Source organism: Planococcus kocurii, from assembly GCF_001465835.2.
Taxonomy (GTDB): domain Bacteria; phylum Bacillota; class Bacilli; order Bacillales_A; family Planococcaceae; genus Planococcus; species Planococcus kocurii.
Genome location: NZ_CP013661.2, coordinates 1,778,941 through 1,794,936 on the forward strand (window position 1 = coordinate 1,778,941; position 15,996 = coordinate 1,794,936).

The following is a 15,996-nucleotide window of genomic DNA, read 5'->3' on the forward strand; positions in this document are numbered from 1 at the left end:
GTCGTAGAAGAGTGTTTTAGTGTCTTCATCGGATTCAAAGTAGCTATGGCTTTCTATGGTACTGCTCGTTTTGTTCAGGTTCTTGAATCATGGTACAATTACAAGGATGAAATCTACCCGAAAGAAGGGGAAAAACAGTCATATGCAAAATCAACAAACACGACAACTTACAAACGGGGCAATGATGGCAGCAGTGTTTACAGTCTTGCTAGCAATCTCGGTATATGTGCCCGTTTTGAGTATAGTCAGTACGTTAATTCTCGCATTGCCCGTCGCTTGGTACAGCGCGAAGTATCCGTGGAAAGCTTCTGCTCTTTTTGCGTTGGTCTGTCTGGTGCTATCGTTTATCATTGGTGGTCTTTTATCAGTACCACTAGCGTTAATTCATGTACCACTCGGCTTAGCAATTGGTCTTTCAATTTATTATAAGAAAAGTAAATTATTCATGTTCATGGGTGCCAGTATCGTTCTTTTAGCATCATTGATGATTCAATATGTGGCTTCGATTGTACTATTTGGTATCAATGTATTAGAAGAATTTATGGTGATGTTCGATGAATCTTATGAGCAGACAGGTTCAATGATGAAAAGTTTAGGAGCTTCCGAAGCTTCGATAAAAGAATACAACGAACTGGTTGTTCAATTGCAGCAGTCGTTCGAAACTTTAGTGCCTGTGTTATTGGTATTGGGTGTTTTCATGTCGGTATGGGTGTTGCTATTAATTGTGTTGCCTATATTAAAACGTGTTGGCATTACAGCTCCTAAGTTTCCACCTTTTCGAAATATGCGATTACCAAAATCTGTTTTATGGTATTATTTAATCGTGTTGCTGGTGTCATTATTATCGGACTTTGAACCCGGAACAATGGCATATATGGTTTTCATTAATGCATCCGTGCTGCTCCAATTCCTATTATTCCTGCAAGGTGTCTCTTTTTATCATTTTTACATCCATCAGGAAAATTGGCCGAAATGGGTAACCGTACTGGTGACATTGTTGGCATTTCCATTGCAGTCATTCACGAGTATTGTCGGAATCGTAGACCTTGGATTTGATATCCGTGGGTGGGTCAAGCGAGCGCACGAATTTAAAGGAAAATAAGGAGCTGAAGAATAATGTCGGCTTTTTTCAGAAAAAGAAAACTTCGATATCCACTTATCGCCTTGCTAGTTCTTGGTATGGCCGCATCCATTCTAATTTCACTTTGGTCGGAATGGGCAGCTGGCATCTTTATACTGCTTTTTGTGCTAGTGTTTACCATAACTTGGGTAACAGAAAAAAGAGTCTATGAGGCTACTGAAAAACACATTGAAGCATTGTCTTACCGAATGAAGAAAGTCGGCGAGGAAGCATTGCTCGAGATGCCAATCGGAATTTTGCTAGTCAATGAACATTATCATATTGAGTGGGCAAATCCCTATATGACTTCGACCCTTAAGTACGATTCATTAATTGGAGAGTCACTTTATACACTTTCTGATGATTTTCATCCATTAGTAAAATCTGAAGAAACGACAGAAATGACGATCGCGTTAGGAGATCGGAAATACCGTGTCTATTATAAAGCGGACGATCGCTTGTTTTATCTTTTTGATATTACGGAGCAGGTAGAGATTGAGACGCTTTATTACGCGGATCGTACCGTTATCGGTATTTTATTCATTGATAATTACGATGAACTTGCACAAGGAATGGACGACCAGACGCGGAGTAATTTAAGTAGTTTAGTAACGTCGCTCGTCAATCAATGGGGCGCAAAGCATGGCATTTTCGTGAAACGCATTTCTTCTGAGCGTTTTATGGCTGTTTTCAATGAATCGATTTTAAAAGAGCTGGAGTTGTCGAAATTCGCTATTTTGGATGATATTCGTGAAGTCACATCTAAAGATAATTTAGCGCTGACGTTGAGTATCGGTGTAGGTGCTGGTTCTGCGTCGCTAGTTGAGCTTGGTGGACTGGCTCAGTCAGGACTTGACTTAGTTCTCGGACGTGGTGGAGACCAAGTCGCTATTAAACATCCGAGTGGAAAAGTGAAATTTTATGGTGGCAAGACCAATCCGGTTGAAAAACGAACACGTGTCAGGGCGCGCGTTATTTCGCATGCGCTGCGTGATTTGATTCAAGAAAGTGATCAAGTGTTTATCATGGGCCATAAAATGCCGGATATGGATTCGATTGGTGCTGCAGTGGGTGTAGCAAAAATGGCGGCCATGAATAAAGTCAAAGGACGAATTATTCTTGATTTTGATGAATACGATCGTAGCGTCATGAGGTTGATGGAAGCCATTGAAGGGGACCCTGAACTGTTTGCGCAGTTTATCACGCCTGAAGAAGCGTTAGCAAATATGACCGAGCATTCACTGCTTGTGGTCGTAGATACGCATAAACCATCGATGGTCATCGATGAACGTGTGCTGCAACGGATGGAACGCGTTGTTTTAATTGACCATCACCGAAGAGGCGAGGAATTTATTACCAATACAATGCTTGTTTATATGGAGCCCTATGCGTCATCAACAGCTGAATTGGTGACTGAACTCATCGAATATCAGCCAAAGCATGAAAAGTTATCAATGCTTGAAGCGACAGCGATGTTGGCTGGTATTATAGTAGACACGAAGAGCTTCACACTGAGAACAGGAGCTCGAACATTCGAAGCTGCGTCTTACTTGCGTTCGAACGGAGCTGATACGGTGCTCGTCCAACGCATTCTAAAAGAAGATTTGGAAACGTATGTGGAACGTGCGAAAATCGTTCAGACAGTAGAATTTGCCGGTGAAGGCATTGCTATTGCAAGAGGTGAGTCTGACCGCGTTTACAGTCCTGTTCTGATTGCTCAAACAGCAGATATCCTGCTGACGATGAAAGATGTTAATGCATCCTTTGTGGTCGCTGAGCGTACAGAAGGTGGCATTGGCATCAGTGCACGGTCACTAGGTGAAGTCAACGTTCAAATTATTATGGAAAATCTCGGTGGGGGCGGTCATTTAACCAATGCGGCCACTCAAATGCCGAATACCACAATCGAACAAGCCGTTGAACAATTAAAAGCGGTAATTTTAGAAGATACTGAAGGAGGAACAAACGAATGAAAGTGATATTTTTGAAAGACGTAAAAGGTAAAGGTAAAAAAGGTGAAATTAAAAACGTAGCGGATGGTTATGCGCATAACTTCTTATTGAAAAACAATTGGGCGATTGAAGCAAACCAAGCAACCATTAGCAAATTGGACGGACAAAAGAAAAAAGAGCAAAAAGAAGCTGACCTAGAGCGTCAAGAAGCAGAACAGTTGAAGGAAAAACTAGAAAGCTTAACAATCGAATTGACTGCTAAATCTGGAGAAGGCGGACGTATTTTCGGATCAATTACGACGAAACAAGTAGCGACAGCTCTTGAGAAGAAAAATGGTATCAAATTAGACAAACGTAAAATGGAATTAGACGATGCCATTCGCGCGCTTGGCTATACGAATATTCCTGTAAAATTGCATCAGGATGTGACCGCTACACTTCGAGTTCACGTTACCGAAGAAGCGTAAGGTGAGACACCGATGAACGAAACGATAGATCGTGTCCCCCCGCACAACCATGAAGCTGAGCAATCGGTGATTGGTGCCATCTTTTTAGAACCACCTTCTCTGATCACGGTTGCTGAAATCGTCATGGCAGAAGATTTTTACCGGATTGCCCATCAAAAGATTTTCCAGACGATGCTGAATTTAGCGGATCACGGAAAAGCAATTGATGTTGTGACTGTGACAGAAGAGCTTTCTGTCAAAAAAGAATTAGAGGACGTTGGCGGTTTATCTTATTTAACGGAAATCGCTAACGCCGTACCAACGGCAGCAAACGTTGCGCATTACGCTCATATTGTGGAAGAGAAAGCGATATTGCGCCGCCTCATTCGAGTAGCGACAACGATTGTAGAGGATGGGTTTACACGTGAAGACGAAGTAGAAGCCTTGCTTGCTGAAGCTGAAAAAAAAATGATGGAAGTGTCGAATCGTAAGAATGCCGGCGATTTTATTCACATCAAAGACGTTTTAGTTAAGACCTATGATAATATCGAATTGCTGCATACCCGCAAAGGAGACGTTACAGGGATCCCTACAGGCTTCCGTGACCTTGATAAGGTAACAGCAGGATTTCAGCGAAACGACTTGATTATCGTGGCTGCACGGCCTTCTGTTGGTAAGACCGCTTTCGCTTTAAACGTGGCACAAAATGTTGCAACGAAAACAGACGAAAACGTCGCGATTTTCAGTTTGGAGATGGGTGCTGAACAGCTCGTCATGCGTATGCTATGTGCGGAAGGTAATATCGATGCACAGGTATTACGGACAGGGGCACTTCAAAACGAAGATTGGCGCAAGTTGACAATGGCTATGGGTAGTTTATCAAATGCTGGAATTTTCATCGATGATACGCCCGGAATTCGAGTGAACGATATTCGTGCCAAATGTCGTCGACTCAAACAGGAATATGGACTTGGCATGATTATGATTGATTATCTTCAGCTAATTCAAGGACCTGGACGTTCAGGAGAAAACCGTCAGCAAGAAGTATCGGATATTTCCCGTTCGTTGAAAGGCTTAGCTCGTGAGTTAGAGGTACCGGTTATTGCGTTGTCTCAGTTATCTCGTGGAGTCGAGCAAAGGCAAGACAAGCGGCCGATGATGTCGGATTTACGTGAATCAGGAAGTATTGAGCAGGATGCTGATATTGTATCCTTCTTGTACCGTGAAGATTATTATGACAAAGAAACCGAAGATCAGAACATGATCGAAATCATCATCGCCAAACAACGTAATGGTCCAACGGGTACGGTAAAACTGGCATTTGTGAAAGAATATAATAAATTCGTTACCATCGATTGGAGTCAACATGAATCAGGTGGAGACTTTTAAACACGAACATTAAATGTGGTAACACATTTATATGTTCGTGTTTTCTTCTGTTGCGTATTGACGATTTCCCGTTTAATTGGTACAATAAAAACTGTTTGAGATAGGGCATATGCCTAACGGAGGTGCGGATTATGACATCAGTCGTAGTAGTAGGAACGCAATGGGGAGACGAAGGAAAAGGGAAAATCACAGATTTTCTATCTGAACATGCAGAAGTAATTGCACGTTACCAAGGCGGAAACAACGCTGGACATACCATTATTTTTGGTGGAGAAACGTACAAACTGCATTTGATTCCTTCAGGGATTTTCTATAAAGATAAGACATCTGTAATCGGTAACGGTATGGTCGTAGATCCGAAAGCACTTGTGAAAGAGTTAAAAGGTCTTCATGACCGTGGCGTAACAACGGAGAACTTGCGTATTTCTAACCGCGCACACGTTTTATTGCCATACCACATCAAGCAAGATGAAGTGGAAGAAGCACGCCGCGGAGCAAATAAAATCGGAACAACGGGCAAAGGCATCGGCCCTGCTTATATGGACAAAGCAGCACGTGTCGGAATTCGCATGGCGGATTTATTGGATCACGTTGTGTTCGAGGAAAAACTGCGCATGAACTTAAAAGAGAAAAATCGTCTGTTTGAGAAATTCTATGAAACAGAAGGTTTTACTGTAGAAGAAATTATGGAAGAATATTATGCATATGGTCAAGAAATCGCTAAATACGTAACAGATACATCAAAAGTGTTGAACGATGCAATCGACGATGGTCGCCGTGTATTGTTTGAAGGCGCTCAAGGTGTGATGCTCGACATCGACCAAGGAACTTATCCGTATGTGACATCTTCGAACCCTGTAGCGGGTGGAGTGACAATCGGTGCAGGCGTTGGTCCCACAACAATTCAGCATGTTATTGGAGTTTGTAAAGCTTATACTTCACGTGTCGGAGACGGCCCGTTCCCAACAGAATTGTTTGACGAAGTGGGTCAACAAATCCGCGAAGTTGGTAAAGAATACGGAACTACGACTGGACGCCCACGCCGCATTGGTTGGTTTGATAGTGTAGTTGTCCGCCATGCAAGACGTGTTAGTGGTTTGACAGATCTAACAGTTAACTCAATCGATGTATTAACAGGTCTTGAAACCGTGAAAATTTGTACAGCTTATCGTCATAACGGAGAGCTAATTACAGAATATCCAGCAAACTTGCGTATGCTTGCTGAATGCGAGCCTGTTTATGAAGAACTTCCAGGTTGGTCGGAAGACGTAACGAGCTGCAAATCGTTAGACGAGCTTCCTGATAATGCACGTCATTATTTGGAGCGCATTGCACAATTGACAGGCGTTCAAATTTCGATTTTCTCTGTCGGTCCTGACCGTAACCAAACAAACATTGTGACAAGTGTTTGGAGATAATGTTATTAAATTGCTGCAGATAAATGCTTTTCGTGTTTTCTTCTAACGAGCTTTTCAATTTTTACCCTTGACTCAACTTATATCGTTTTTACCAAGCAGTCGCCTATGAGCGGCTGCTTTTTGATGTTTTGAGAGAGACAATTAATTTTTAGGCAGTTGAATGGGCACGGTGTTTAGCTACAGATAGATGCGGATTAGTCTGAACAATGATAAAGTATAGGGTAGTAAAGAATGTGCAACGGTAAGAAAAAGGGTGTCAAGTTGAAAGAAAAAGGGGAGAAAAATGATGAGTAAAACAATTCTAGTTGTAGACGATGAGAAACCAATTGCAGATATTTTGCAATTCAACTTAAAAAAAGAAGGTTTTAACGTCGTATGTGCATATGACGGGGACGAAGCGATCAAAATTGCAGAAGAAATTCAGCCGGATTTAATGTTGCTGGATATCATGTTACCAAACCGTGACGGCATGGAAGTATGCCGTGAGATTCGTAAGAAATTTGATTTCCCCATCATTATGTTAACGGCAAAAGACTCAGAAATCGATAAAGTTTTGGGCCTAGAACTAGGTGCCGATGATTATGTTACAAAGCCATTTTCAACACGTGAATTGATTGCCCGTGTCAAAGCGAATTTACGTCGTCAAAACATTGCACCAGCTGAAGAAGAAGGACCCAATTCAAATGATATTCAAGTTGGTTCTTTGACGATTCAGCCAGATGCGTATCTAGTCTTAAAGCGTGACGAGACGATCGAACTGACTCACCGTGAATTTGAGTTGCTTCACTATCTTGGCAAGCACATTGGACAAGTTATGACACGTGAGCATTTGTTGCAAACTGTGTGGGGCTACGATTATTTTGGAGATGTCCGGACAGTAGACGTTACAGTGCGTCGTTTACGTGAAAAAATCGAGGACAATCCAAGCCATCCTGCATGGATCGTGACAAGACGTGGCGTAGGGTATTATTTACGAAATCCTGAACAGGAGTAGTTAAATGTCAAAATTTAATTTTTTAAAATCGATACATGTGAAATTTGTTTTGATTTATATTCTGCTGATTTTACTAGCGATGCAGATCATAGGACTGTACTTCGCTCAACAGCTTGAAGAAACGCTAAAAGGTAATTTCGAAAATTCAATTGAAGATCGTATGGAAATTATCGAATTTAGTGTGCGGGAAGAAATGATTAAAGAACGTACAGAAGAAAGTTTGACGCTCGAGCAAACTTTGCGGACGGTATTGTATGGTTTTAAATCGGATGATATTAGTGAAATCCGTGTTGTTAACACGCGGTACAGTATTCTGGCGTCTTCGGTAATCGAAAACCAAGCGCTGATCGGTCAACGTTCAACAAATGATTTAGTGCGGCAATCCATTATCGGAGAAATCGGACTTGAGCAGACATATGTTGATCCTGACAGTGAAGAGCGTATTTGGGTCCGTACCTTGCCAATTGTTGCCGCCGGTGGAGAGTTCCTCGGAACTTTATACGTCGTGGCAGAAATTGAAAATGTATATGACCAAATGGACGACATTAACTCGATACTCGCTGTTGGTACGGCCATATCGCTAGTAATTACGGCAATTTTAGGTATTCTAGTTGCCCAAACGATTTCGCGACCAATTGTCGACATGCGTAGACAGGCGCAGGCTATGGCAAAAGGGAATTTTTCACGCAAAGTTAGGGTTTATAGCGATGACGAAATTGGCCAGCTTGCTCGTGCTTTTAACCATTTAACAAATAGGCTGCAGGAATCCCAACAGTCTACTGAAAGTGAACGACGTAAATTGGCTTCGGTTCTTTCGAATATGACAGACGGTGTATTATCAACTGATCGACGAGGTCGAATTATTTTAATTAATGATCCGGCATTGCAATTGCTTAATGTTTCACGTGAAACGGTGATAAATCGTCCTGTAACAAGCATACTAGGTCTCGATGAAGAATATACTTTTGAAGATTTGATAGATATGAAAGAAGCTATAACGCTCGATTTTAGTTCTTATGATCAAAGCACTTTGCTTCGGACAACATTCTCTGTTATCCAAAAGGAAACAGGTTTTGTTAATGGATTAATTGCTGTATTGCATGACAATACGGAGCAGGAAAAAATTGATATGGAACGCCGCGAATTTGTCGCCAACGTATCACATGAATTGCGGACGCCATTAACGACGATGCGCAGTTATTTAGAAGCCTTAGCGGACGGTGCGTGGCAAGATCCAGACTTGGCACCAAACTTTTTAAATGTCACACAAACAGAAACAGAACGAATGATTCGACTTGTTAATGATTTGTTGAAATTATCGAAAATGGATTCTAGTGAGACGGAATTGAGCAAGGAAATGGTTGAATTTAATGTCTTTTTCAATCGTATTATTGATCGTTTTGAAATGTCGAAATCACACAAAGTGGATTTTGAACGTCATTTACCAAAAGAGCAGTATTTTGTCGAAATTGATCCCGATAAATTAACGCAAGTAATCGATAATATTATTTCCAACGCCTTGAAGTACTCTCCAAAAGGTGGCAAAGTCCGTTTTGATATGACTGTAGAAGAAGGATCTTTGTTGATTCAAATTAGTGATCAAGGCATGGGGATTCCGAAAGAAAATGTCGATCGGATTTTTGATCGTTTTTACCGTGTCGACCGCGCGAGATCTCGCGAAATGGGCGGAACCGGCTTAGGGTTGGCCATTTCTAAAGAAATGATTAATGCGCATGGTGGTGTCATCTGGGCAGAGAGCAAGTTCGGAAAAGGGACCAATATATTCTTTACGCTGCCATTCGAGATGGATGATGGAGGTGAGTGGGATTGAAATATGTAGAGCTAATTAAGTCAGTTGCCTTATTTTTGCTGATTCTACTTAGTCTGGCATTGACCTTTACGATCTGGACTTTCACTCCAACGCACAAAACCATTGAACCATCGACGACAGTAGAAACACCGATAGCAGAAACTAAGAATATTGAAGAAATTGTTCGTCCGGTAAAACTGCTGTTTCATGATGAGGAGTTAGTGACTGGAACAGTCGATCAAACCAATATCGAAGTGCTGGTCGATTCATTGCAGCAATGGGAAATAAAGAATATAAGATTGGTACAAGAAGAAGCACCTCCTGCAACGTTAACGTCTTATATGCATAGTTCTAAGCGAACAGTTCTTTACTATCCAGGATTGGTTCCACTCCCTGTATTTGATTCGATTAACAATATCGTGGATGCAACAATTCCAGAATCTTCGTTTGACAGGCTTATCATCGAATGGGAAACACTGGCGAATGGTCAACCGACCTTGTACTTTATCAATACGTTGTCTGGAAGAATCTACAAAGCAGATATTCGTCCAGAAGATCTGGATCAATTTCAAACGGAAATTGGAGATCAAGCTGCCAACTACGAAACTTACGTAACAGATGAAACAATTGGCACTTTGCCGATTTATGTACAAAAAGGCCAAGTTGAGAAAGAAAGTGTGGATTATGTACTAGAGGAAACGCCGAATGCAAAATTTGCTGAAGCTTTGCTCGACAGTCCTTCACTTGGATTATCTGCGGACTTAATGACACAAGAGTATACAGACGATTCTGGAGCATTAATGAGAGAAAACTTAACGACTAAAAGTATTAGCTATATCCAGCCAAAAGCTGAAACATCTGATCCAGCTATTCCCTCTGACTTGTTATTCGATTCTCTCAGCTACGTTAATGCGCATGGTGGTTGGACGGATAAGTATTTATTCGCAGGAATGAATTCAGTAAATCAGCAAATTAAGTATCAATTATACGTAGGCGATTTACCGGTCTTTAGCACTTCCACAACGACTGATTTGGATATTAAGTGGGGGATAGATGAAGGCGAAGAACAAGTTTATAGTTATGTTCGCCCGACCTATCAGTTAGAAACTGAAGCAGAAAAAGAGCCCAGAGTGTTAATGTCGGGAGAAGAAGTGCTGAAAGCTTTAAGCCAAGGGGATAAAAAAGAACTAGCCACTATAACCGATATTACACTTGCCTATACATTAACAAGAAGAGAAGGAGATTCTGTCGTCACTGTAGCTGTTTTTGAGCCCGCATGGTATTTTAAAGCGAATGGTAGTTGGACAGAGCTGACGAATGAATTGACGGGAGGACGCGAACTTGGATTGGAATAAAACCAAAACCATTTTTATTATTGTCTTTTCTATTTTGAATGTCTTTTTGTATTCGCTGTATTTAAATCGCTATACAGAGGCAAAAAATGTAGAAGTCCTTTCGGAATCATCAGTGGATGAAAAATTAGCTGCAGATAAAATTACGTATTCAAATCTTCCTGAAAACTTGGAAGGCATGCCTTATATTCGCGGTGAGACGAAAATCTTCACTTCTAAAGATGCACCAAAAGACAACGTTCAAGTTAATATTCAAGATGGAAAACAGCTGCAGGTGTCCTTTGAAAAAGCGGTTTCTCCAACTGGAGAAGCAGAGAGCGTAGAAGCCTTGAATGCATTCATGGAACAAACTGTTTACGAAGGCACTTCTTATGAATTGTGGGAAATTGATAAAGAACAAAACAGAGCCGTTTTTTTCCAAACCTTTGGTGGTGAAATTCTTTATTTTAGTGAGAGTGGAAAAGTAACGGTTTATTGGAACGACCAAGGGGATATCGTCCGCTACGATCAAACGATGTTCACAGATGTTATCGAAAATCAGGAATCCAAAGAATTAGTAACAGCTGTAACAGCTATTCATACGCTGTATCAAAAAAACAAGTTGAAGCCTGGATTGAAAATCGTTAAAACAGAACTTGGCTATTCCGTACATGTACAAGTATCAAAAAATCGGCAAATGTTTGTGCCGACTTGGCATGTTGAAGCAGAACTCAAGGATGGTAGTCGAGAGGATTATTTCGTAAATGCTGTAAAAGATGGCGTGATCGAATTGAACAAACAAGAAGAAATAGAGTAGGGAGATTTTTGCTATGCAATTCAGTGTATTAGCCAGCGGTTCAACCGGCAATGCTACTTACATCGAAAACGGCGAACATTCTTTTTTAGTCGATGCGGGACTCAGCGGTCGTAAGATGGAAGAGTTGTTTGCTGCAATCGGTAAAAAAATGAGCGATTTAGATGGAATATTGGTGACACATGAACACAGTGATCATATTAAAGGACTCGGCATTGTGGCACGTAAACACAAAGTGCCGATTTATGCCAATGCGAAAACGTGGACTGCGATGGACGGGTTAATCGGAGCGGTTCCAGTAGAGCAGCGCTTCCATTTTGATATGGATACGATAAAAACTTTTGGTTCGATGGACATTGAATCGTTCGCGGTGTCGCACGATGCGGCAGACCCCATGTTTTATGTCTTTCATGCAAACGGCCGGAAGCTGTCGTTGATTACAGACACAGGTTATGTCAGCGACCGGATGAAAGGTGTTATTCAAGCGTCGGATTCGTATGTGTTTGAAAGCAATCACGATGTTGGAATGTTGCAGATGGGGCGTTATCCATGGTCGATTAAGCGTCGAATTTTAAGCGATGTCGGTCACGTGTCCAATGAAGATGCAGCGGTCGCGATGAGCGAAGTACTTGCTGAAAAACCGACGCGTATTTATCTTTCGCATTTGAGTAAGGATAATAATATGAAGGATTTGGCGCGCATGAGTGTTGAACAAACTTTGCAGTCGAAAGGGATTATTACGGGCGAATACGTGAATTTGTTTGATACCGATGCCAATATACCGACTAAGTTGATTGTTGTATAAGAGAAGAGCTGTTCAAAGGTCATGAAAGTGACTTTCGGATGGCTTTTTTTGTTGTACATTGAAATTTGTAAGCAAGCTTTCCGTTCCAGCGCTCGCTTTCCGCGGGTGCAGCCTCTGCCGCTTCCCTCGCTTTGCTCAGTAGTGGCTCCGGCTAGCACTATTCCCGCAGGAGTCGAGCGCTTACACTCCAAGCAGCTAGAGGATGTTCTATAAACGATGAGTAGGGAGGAACCAAGTTTTCCGACTTGCTTTGGTCACGTGAAATTTTTAAACTGAAATGATAAAGGTCTTATAAATGGTTCAAGCGGGGTAAACAGATAGAGAAGATAGAGGAAGGATGAGTGCGGTGGGTTATTACAATCAAACACCGAACGGTAGGCAGAGACCTAGTCGTTTAGGTGCGTTTGCTGCAGGTTTAGGCGGAGTGGTAGTAGGTGCATTATTGGTATGGTTATTGTTTTATTCGATGCCGGAATTGAGACCGGATAGTAGTAGTGAGACACAGATTGTTCAGCAGGAAGCGGAAGGGCGTTCAGAAGCGGTTTCGGTTGATATTACGACTGATGTGACAGAAGCGGTTGAGATAGCAGCGGATGCGGTAGTGGGCGTTACCAATTTGCAATCGGCTGGAGATTTTTGGTCTCAAGCACCTCAACAAGAGCAAGCTGTTGGAACAGGCTCTGGTGTCATTTATAAAAATGATAACGGCAAAGCATATGTTGTGACGAACCATCATGTAATCGATGGTGCGACGGGAGTAGAAGTCACTTTGTCAGACGGTTCTAAAGTCGAGGCGACAGTAGTGGGTAGCGATATTTGGACGGACCTTGCTGTTCTGGAAATGGATGGAGCGAAGGTACAGGCGGTTGCTCAATTTGGAGATTCGGATGCGTTGAAACAAGGCGAGGCGGTTATCGCGATTGGTAATCCATTAGGACTCGATTTTTCAGGATCGGTGACAACAGGTGTCGTTTCAGGAAAAGATCGTGCGGTTCCAGTGGATTTGAACGGTGATGGACAAGAAGACTGGCAGGCAGAAGTACTTCAAACAGACGCTGCGATTAATCCGGGGAATAGCGGCGGTGCGTTGGTTAATCTGGCTGGACAGTTGATCGGCATCAATTCAATGAAAATCGCAACATCATCAGTAGAAGGAATCGGCTTTTCCATTCCAATCAATTCAGCGATACCGGTTATTAATTCGCTCGAAGAGAAAGGCGAGATGATTCGGCCATCAATGGGTGTTACGTTGCTTGATTTAGCTCAAGTGCCTCAAGTCTATCGTCAAGAGACATTAAAGCTTCCTGAAGACGTCACAGAGGGCGTTGTGGTGAATTCTGTAGTAGAAGGCTCTGCAGCAGAAGCTGCCGGCATGGAACAGTTTGATGTCATTGTGGAGATGGACGGAGTTGCCATAGCAGATATCATTGAGCTGCGTCAGCATTTGTATAATGAAAAGAAAATCGGAGATCTATTGAAAGTTAGCGCTTATCGCAACGGAGAACTGATGGAATTTGAATTAGAGCTTGTGGATAATTCAGCATTGTAAAATAGAAAACCTGCATAGAAGCTTCTATGCAGGTTTTAGACTGTAGACAAACTCGATTGATTCGAGGGGTCTGCAGTTTTTTGTGGAAATCCATCGCTCCGGTCGCTTTGGGGTAGGCGCCTTCGCTAGTGAAAGGTTCTTTTTAAGATAGGAAAATTGTTTTTTTTGCATCCTGAATTTGTTTATTTTAAGGAATAGCCACCGTCTACGACTATTTCCGCACCGTTTACATAAGATGCTTTGTCTGAAGCTAAGAACAAAACAACTTCTGCAATCTCACTGGGTTTCCCGTAACTTCCTCTAGGGTGTCCTTTAGATTGCTTTTCATAATTCTCTTTTCCACCATATGCGTTAATGGATAAATCGGTTTCTGTAGGGCCAGGAGATATGCAATTGACGCGGATTCCCAGATTAGCAAAGCGAAGTGCCGTGCTTTGAGTCATCGCGACAACGGCTGCTTTTGTTCCACTATAAGCGGGTAGCATCGGATTAACCTTGTCGTTTCCAAGAATCGCGGCATTGTTAATAATGACTCCACTTCGTTGCTTACTCATCACAAGTAAAGAATATTTCATGTAGAGGAAGATAGCCGTTTGATTGACAGCGATTAAGTAATTCCAGTCATCTAGCTTTACTCGAGACAAAGGCCCCATTCCTGTAGATAGAATGCCCGCATTGTTGAATAGAATATCAATAGGGTGTTCGTTAGTTTCAAGTGTTTTAAAAAAGTTTTCGATTTCATCTACGTTTTCGTTATGCACTTCGTAAAATTGAGCACTGCCGTTGCAGTCACTTTCTACTTGAGAGCCTTTGTCGCGATCTCTTCCGGTAAAATGAACAGTAGCCCCTTCTTTACAAAAGAAATAGACGACTTCCTTACCAATTCCATCCGTTCCACCGTTAACAATTACTACTTTGTTTTCGAACATCATGAGATCTCCTCCAAATGTAATAGTAAAGTGATAGATATGTGAAATCAGTATATAACATTCGTATAGGCAAAGGAAATCTGAGTATAAGCTATTTAAGGAAGACATGAACTTCATCTTGATTGGGAAGGATTTAATCTATGAATGTTTTTTTTATTGTCTTGAACAAATACTATTCAAATATCAAGATTTTAGAATGTAAGAAGCGGAAGAGAAGTTAGAATAATATGTGGATAACTTTTTGCGTGTTAAATTATTATTAACAATCCACAGGCCAACAAAAGCTTCGCTATTCGTAACTCTTTGCTTCTGTTAAAATAGATTGTGGATAAAAGGAACAAAATGTGTATAACTGTGTGGAATATTCGGAATTTAAAAGGAGTGAAAAAAATGGAGATTAAATGCTGTAAAACCCATGTAGAGCATGCCTTAGACAAGTTTGTAGCTGAAGTGAAAAGCTACCCCATACTTACAGAATTATCAGAAATAGAAAAGTTATCCACAGTATGCGATTACTGTGAAGAGGCTGCAACGTATCTTGTGGCGAACGAATGATCTGGCACAAGATGTAGAAAAACCTGTGGATATGTGCATAACATATGTGCATAACTTGTTTGTAAATTTAATGTAAAGGGGGATAAGATGTGAATATCTCAATTATCAGTGTAGGAAAGTTGAAAGAAAAATATTTGAAATCAGGTATTGAAGAGTATATAAAAAGACTGGGAAGCTATTCAAAAATAAATGAAATCGAAGTAGCAGACGAAAAAGCACCAGAGCAGTTGAGTGATGCAGACATGGAAATCGTCAAAAAGAAAGAAGCCGACCGAATTTTGGCGAAAATTTCCGCTGACGCGTACGTCATTGCCTTAGCGATCGACGGCAAAATGAAAACCTCGGAGCAGCTCGCAAAAGATATCGAGTCGTTAATGACTTACGGCCGCAGCAAAATTGTCTTTGTGATTGGCGGATCGCTCGGGTTACATGACGAAGTGTTAAAGCGGGCTGATGAAAAGTTGTCGTTTTCGAAGATGACGTTTCCTCATCAATTGATGAAGTTGATATTGGTGGAGCAGGTTTATCGGGCGTTTCGGATTATGAAGGGGGAACCGTACCATAAGTAAGGGTAAAATAAAAAGGGGCCATAATTGGGTCCCTTGTTTATATTTACTAGTAGTCTGATACTGAGTAATCTGCTGATGACGATCAGGATACAGTCTATTAAGTAATTCATAAGTGTAATTTTGTTCTTCCATGTTAAAGTCAAAATGAAGATTTATCTTCGTAATTTGACACGTACTGCCTCGCGGCATATCACCAGTGACTTGGATGTCTTTAATAATGAGACGTATCAATGATTTTTGATCTTCTGACTCTGCTTGAGCTAACACTTCTTGGAAATTTGTTATCAGCATATAAAGTGCTTCAGAATCGACAGG

14 protein-coding genes are annotated in these 15,996 nt (G+C 41.4%); 13 read left to right on the forward strand and 1 reads right to left on the reverse strand.

Going from position 1 to position 15,996, the window contains the following annotated elements; all coding sequences use genetic code 11:
* Positions 1–142: 142 nt before the first annotated feature.
* From AUO94_RS08860 to AUO94_RS08910, 11 genes are all read left to right on the forward strand, one after another.
* Positions 143–1,102 (forward strand): YybS family protein, encoded by a 960-nt coding sequence (locus AUO94_RS08860; protein WP_058383867.1) that lies wholly within the window; start codon positions 143–145, stop codon positions 1,100–1,102.
* Between the two features lie 14 nt (positions 1,103–1,116).
* A complete protein-coding gene (locus AUO94_RS08865; RefSeq protein ID WP_058383868.1) occupies positions 1,117–3,093 on the forward strand; it encodes a DHH family phosphoesterase in 1,977 nt (658 codons plus the stop codon).
* On the forward strand, positions 3,090–3,539 hold the full coding sequence (gene rplI / locus AUO94_RS08870) for a 50S ribosomal protein L9 (protein ID WP_058383869.1): 450 nt from the start codon (positions 3,090–3,092) through the stop codon (positions 3,537–3,539). The genes AUO94_RS08865 and rplI overlap by 4 nt, the downstream gene beginning before the upstream one ends.
* A gap of 12 nt (positions 3,540–3,551) precedes the next feature.
* A complete protein-coding gene (gene dnaB / locus AUO94_RS08875) occupies positions 3,552–4,907 on the forward strand; it encodes a replicative DNA helicase (protein WP_049693565.1) in 1,356 nt (451 codons plus the stop codon).
* Positions 4,908–5,038: 131 nt separating this feature from the next.
* On the forward strand, positions 5,039–6,325 hold the full coding sequence (locus tag AUO94_RS08880; protein WP_058383870.1) for an adenylosuccinate synthase: 1,287 nt from the start codon (positions 5,039–5,041) through the stop codon (positions 6,323–6,325).
* A gap of 286 nt (positions 6,326–6,611) precedes the next feature.
* Complete coding sequence (gene yycF / locus AUO94_RS08885) at positions 6,612–7,319, forward strand: response regulator YycF (RefSeq protein ID WP_058383871.1); 708 nt, start codon at positions 6,612–6,614, stop codon at positions 7,317–7,319.
* A gap of 4 nt (positions 7,320–7,323) precedes the next feature.
* Positions 7,324–9,150, forward strand: a complete 1,827-nt coding sequence (gene walK, locus AUO94_RS08890; protein ID WP_062429931.1) for a cell wall metabolism sensor histidine kinase WalK — start codon at positions 7,324–7,326, stop codon at positions 9,148–9,150.
* On the forward strand, positions 9,141–10,484 hold the full coding sequence (locus AUO94_RS08895; RefSeq protein WP_237150096.1) for a YycH family regulatory protein: 1,344 nt from the start codon (positions 9,141–9,143) through the stop codon (positions 10,482–10,484). The genes walK and AUO94_RS08895 overlap by 10 nt, the downstream gene beginning before the upstream one ends.
* A complete protein-coding gene (locus AUO94_RS08900; RefSeq protein WP_058383874.1) occupies positions 10,471–11,277 on the forward strand; it encodes a two-component system regulatory protein YycI in 807 nt (268 codons plus the stop codon). The genes AUO94_RS08895 and AUO94_RS08900 overlap by 14 nt, the downstream gene beginning before the upstream one ends.
* A gap of 13 nt (positions 11,278–11,290) precedes the next feature.
* A complete protein-coding gene (locus AUO94_RS08905; RefSeq protein WP_058383875.1) occupies positions 11,291–12,079 on the forward strand; it encodes an MBL fold metallo-hydrolase in 789 nt (262 codons plus the stop codon).
* A gap of 346 nt (positions 12,080–12,425) precedes the next feature.
* Positions 12,426–13,628, forward strand: coding sequence for a S1C family serine protease (locus AUO94_RS08910; RefSeq protein ID WP_049693586.1), 1,203 nt, complete (start codon positions 12,426–12,428; stop codon positions 13,626–13,628).
* A gap of 182 nt (positions 13,629–13,810) precedes the next feature.
* On the opposite strand, the gene AUO94_RS08915 is transcribed toward AUO94_RS08910, so the two are convergent.
* Complete coding sequence (locus tag AUO94_RS08915; protein WP_058383876.1) at positions 13,811–14,560, reverse strand: SDR family NAD(P)-dependent oxidoreductase; 750 nt, start codon at positions 14,558–14,560, stop codon at positions 13,811–13,813.
* Positions 14,561–14,947: 387 nt separating this feature from the next.
* On the opposite strand from AUO94_RS08915, the gene AUO94_RS17030 reads away from it, so the two are divergent.
* Positions 14,948–15,112, forward strand: coding sequence for a CxxH/CxxC protein (locus AUO94_RS17030; protein ID WP_071152944.1), 165 nt, complete (start codon positions 14,948–14,950; stop codon positions 15,110–15,112).
* Between the two features lie 89 nt (positions 15,113–15,201).
* Positions 15,202–15,681, forward strand: a complete 480-nt coding sequence (gene rlmH / locus AUO94_RS17615; RefSeq protein WP_082707516.1) for a 23S rRNA (pseudouridine(1915)-N(3))-methyltransferase RlmH — start codon at positions 15,202–15,204, stop codon at positions 15,679–15,681.
* The last annotated feature ends 315 nt before the right edge of the window (positions 15,682–15,996 follow it).

What these genes read in the sequence shown, in the direction of transcription:
- AUO94_RS08860 (WP_058383867.1), top strand. Translation starts at nt 143, where the DNA reads ATGCAAAATCAACAAACACGACAACTTACAAACGGGGCAATGATGGCA.
- AUO94_RS08865 (WP_058383868.1), top strand. Translation starts at nt 1,117, where the DNA reads ATGTCGGCTTTTTTCAGAAAAAGAAAACTTCGATATCCACTTATCGCC.
- rplI (WP_058383869.1), top strand. Translation starts at nt 3,090, where the DNA reads ATGAAAGTGATATTTTTGAAAGACGTAAAAGGTAAAGGTAAAAAAGGT.
- dnaB (WP_049693565.1), top strand. Translation starts at nt 3,552, where the DNA reads ATGAACGAAACGATAGATCGTGTCCCCCCGCACAACCATGAAGCTGAG.
- AUO94_RS08880 (WP_058383870.1), top strand. Translation starts at nt 5,039, where the DNA reads ATGACATCAGTCGTAGTAGTAGGAACGCAATGGGGAGACGAAGGAAAA.
- yycF (WP_058383871.1), top strand. Translation starts at nt 6,612, where the DNA reads ATGAGTAAAACAATTCTAGTTGTAGACGATGAGAAACCAATTGCAGAT.
- walK (WP_062429931.1), top strand. Translation starts at nt 7,324, where the DNA reads ATGTCAAAATTTAATTTTTTAAAATCGATACATGTGAAATTTGTTTTG.
- AUO94_RS08905 (WP_058383875.1), top strand. Translation starts at nt 11,291, where the DNA reads ATGCAATTCAGTGTATTAGCCAGCGGTTCAACCGGCAATGCTACTTAC.
- AUO94_RS08915 (WP_058383876.1), bottom strand. Translation starts at nt 14,560, where the DNA reads ATGATGTTCGAAAACAAAGTAGTAATTGTTAACGGTGGAACGGATGGA.
- AUO94_RS17030 (WP_071152944.1), top strand. Translation starts at nt 14,948, where the DNA reads ATGGAGATTAAATGCTGTAAAACCCATGTAGAGCATGCCTTAGACAAG.